Annotated in this window: 3 protein-coding genes; 2 read left to right on the top strand and 1 reads right to left on the bottom strand. The window is 36.8% G+C overall.

The features are described 5' to 3' along the window. Together NBH15_RS28995 and NBH15_RS28990 are read left to right on the top strand one after the other, a co-directional pair. The coding region (locus NBH15_RS28995) for a hypothetical protein (RefSeq protein ID WP_250824199.1) at positions 1-201 on the top strand (201 nt) is incomplete at its 5' end. A 103-nt stretch (positions 202-304) separates the two neighbouring features. Further along, positions 305-1,603 (top strand): PilN family protein, encoded by a 1,299-nt coding sequence (locus tag NBH15_RS28990; protein WP_128135550.1) that lies wholly within the window; start codon positions 305-307, stop codon positions 1,601-1,603. A 172-nt stretch (positions 1,604-1,775) separates the two neighbouring features. Here NBH15_RS28990 and NBH15_RS28985 read toward each other — a convergent pair whose 3' ends face one another. Continuing rightward, the gene (locus NBH15_RS28985) at positions 1,776-2,648 is read right to left on the bottom strand and encodes an Rpn family recombination-promoting nuclease/putative transposase (RefSeq protein ID WP_250824198.1); all 873 of its coding nucleotides are present in this window, start codon (positions 2,646-2,648) and stop codon (positions 1,776-1,778) included. Between the last annotated feature and the right edge of the window lie 198 nt (positions 2,649-2,846).

The following is a 2,846-nucleotide window of genomic DNA, read 5'->3' as shown; positions in this document are numbered from 1 at the left end:
TTAAGACTTTTCTTTCTGCAAGATTACCTTTATTCCCCAATTACACAACTTTTTTTGAAATATTTTAATGATTTATGCCACAAAACATATTTTAATAGAAATTTTGGTGCGGTTGCCCTGATGTTTTTATTACATTTGCCATTGTATAGACTTTATTTATTCTCTTCTCTGGGAGCAAATGTAGTTATAATTCATAAATGAAAAATAGGCTGTAGAGGCTTAGAGGGAATCATGTTTGTAACTTGTTGATACATAATGCGGATGTCGGAGAAATATCAATAATATCGGTAAATTGTAAGAAAAGATGAATGTGAAATTAGTCAAAACACTAGCATTTATATTTGTTTGTACAGGAATCATTTCTTTTTTTGTATTCTGGTTCATGAATGTTTACGAGAAACAAAATAAGAAATTGCATACTACTGCTTCTATTTTATTTATAGATGCGATACAGCAAGATGCAAGCCAGGCAATCAAAAGGTTTAAAGGGTTTCATGATCCTTTAAATTCTCCGAACGATATTTCGGGAGATGAAAAAATAGCACAGTGTATTCAGGATTACAGAATCACTCATGATCCGAGCCGTCATATACTGGACAGCCTTTTCCAAAGCCTGTTGAAAGAACAGGGGATACCTGTGAAAGTCGCGATCCGCTGTATATGGAAAGGAAAAGTAATTGATACTTCTGCTGATAGTTCCTTATATAAGGATGCTACACTTTTAAAATCTATTGTTTACAGGCTGAGCGAGAAGAAAAATGATGCCATAACACTTCAGGCTTATGCCGATTTTCCTGTTGGTATGATATTAGGGCGGATGGGATGGTTTTGGTGTATTTCTTTTTTGATTCTGGTCGGTTTGGTTGGCGGCGGTTGGTATTTTAATAGGCAGAATTTGATCAAACGGCAACAATCTAAATCAATTGAACGGTTACAGGCAGAATTGGTTGAATTGAAGGTTCGAAAACAAGAAATAGAAAAGATTAATAAGCAACAAGTTGAATCGATTGAACAAAAACAAGCAGAATTGATCAAGTTGGAAACCAAGCAGAGAAATACAGAGAAAGTTAATAAACAGCAGTCCGAATCGATTGAACAGTTGCAAGCAGAATTGGTCGAATTGAATGATCAAAAACAGGAAACAGATGCGATTAATAAGCAACAAGCGGAATTGATCGGACAAAAACAATTTGAATTAGAGAAGTTATTAAAGTGGATAGTCCCTTTATCATCAAATGAAAAAATAATCTGGATCGAATTGCCTTGTGGTTTCTATTTTTCGAAGAAGTATGGAGTTTTACGCAATGCAAATGGGATGGCTATTCAGTTAAAAAACAATTCTTTAAGTTTGTTTCGGCACTTTGTTGAAGTGGAAGATCATATGTTGACATATAAATATATTTGTACAGATGTTTTGGAACGGTTTGTTAAAGATGAGATAGGAGACTCAGACAGGGATTGTGTATCTGCCGCTATCAAACGTTTGAGGGAAGATGTAGAACCGTTCTCCTGCATTGAATTTAAGTCAATAAGGAAAACCGGTTATCAGATGACTTTCTCCAACTATCAAAATGACACTACCCAACCGGGTAAATCGGATTAATATACCGGGTAAAATAAAATACCCTACCGGGTAATATTTTTTAACGTATCAAAGCGATTTTCAAAATCGCTATTCACTATCAAAATGGCAATTTGGGATTTTGTATGTATTGCTATAAAAATCCCGGCGAGAAGAGCCTCCCCGGGAATATGTTTTATGCCGTGTCAGGTCTTTAGAGCTGTTCTATTTCTTCTATCGACAAACCGGTAGATCGTGCAATAATGAGAGGGTCGACTCCGTTCTGCTTCAGGTTTATAGCTATAAGTCGTTGTTGCTCTGCTTTCCCTTCCGCTATTCCTTCGGCCCGGCCTTCAATCCATCCGGTCTTGATCACACTGCGTTGATAACGTATAGCTTCCATATCTGCATAATATTGTCGTCTGTCTTTCTCGTCTAACTGGTCTATCCGCAATCGTTCGCGTGCTTCTTGTAAACCGTGAACCGTACTGTTTTTATCGATCTCGCCGGTTTTCAGGAAAGCAATCCATTCGTCCAAAGGCGTTTTAGCCTGTTGGTTAAAACCGTCTACTCGTAATACGTAATATTCAGGGAAAATATCTCCGGCTTCGTGTCGTACAAACTGTTCACGTTGGCGTACGGACAACTGAAGAATGTCATTGTAATGGATTCCTTTAAAGCTGGTACGACCATGATAGACATAGTCTTTGCCTTGCCCTAATTCAAAATAAACGATGTTGATTGAATATACTTTACGAATAACACCATATTCCTGGCCTTCGTTGATATAATCGGTAATGGCTTTGGATGCTCCGTATAACATACGATGGAAATAATCCAGTTCACGGTTGTTCTGTACCTCAATGATGATGAGTTCCCCTTTGCTGTCTTCTGCCAGCATATCTACCCGGTTGAACTTATCATCGACACTATCCTTGTTGCTTTCGCTTTCCAGCATTTTGACAATACGTATTTCTTGCCCAAGTAAAGTGGACAAAAAGCCTTCCAACACAACAAAGTTTGATTTATTACGTAAAAGGCGCTTTACGGCCCAATCGAAACGGACCAAAGCAGAATCATTTTTCATAGTTGTTCATATTTAAATTGTTACGATACAAAGATATGTTTTTTTTTCATCTAAAAGCATATTATCCCGATTTTTACCAGGGCAACCGCACCAAAATTTCTATTAAAATATGTTTTGTGGCATAAATCATTAAAATATTTCAAAAAAAGTTGTGTAATTGGGGAATAAAGGTAATCTTGCAGAAAGAAAAGTCTTAAC

Source organism: Parabacteroides caeci, from assembly GCF_023656795.1.
GTDB classification, from domain to species: domain Bacteria; phylum Bacteroidota; class Bacteroidia; order Bacteroidales; family Tannerellaceae; genus Parabacteroides; species Parabacteroides segnis.
The sequence above is the reverse complement of the archived record's forward strand: the minus strand, read 5'-3'. Positions and strand labels throughout refer to the sequence as shown.

Excerpts from the sequence above, each read along its gene's own strand:
- NBH15_RS28990 (WP_128135550.1), top strand. The coding sequence starts at position 305 with ATGAATGTGAAATTAGTCAAAACACTAGCATTTATATTTGTTTGTACA.
- NBH15_RS28985 (WP_250824198.1), bottom strand. The coding sequence starts at position 2,648 with ATGAAAAATGATTCTGCTTTGGTCCGTTTCGATTGGGCCGTAAAGCGC.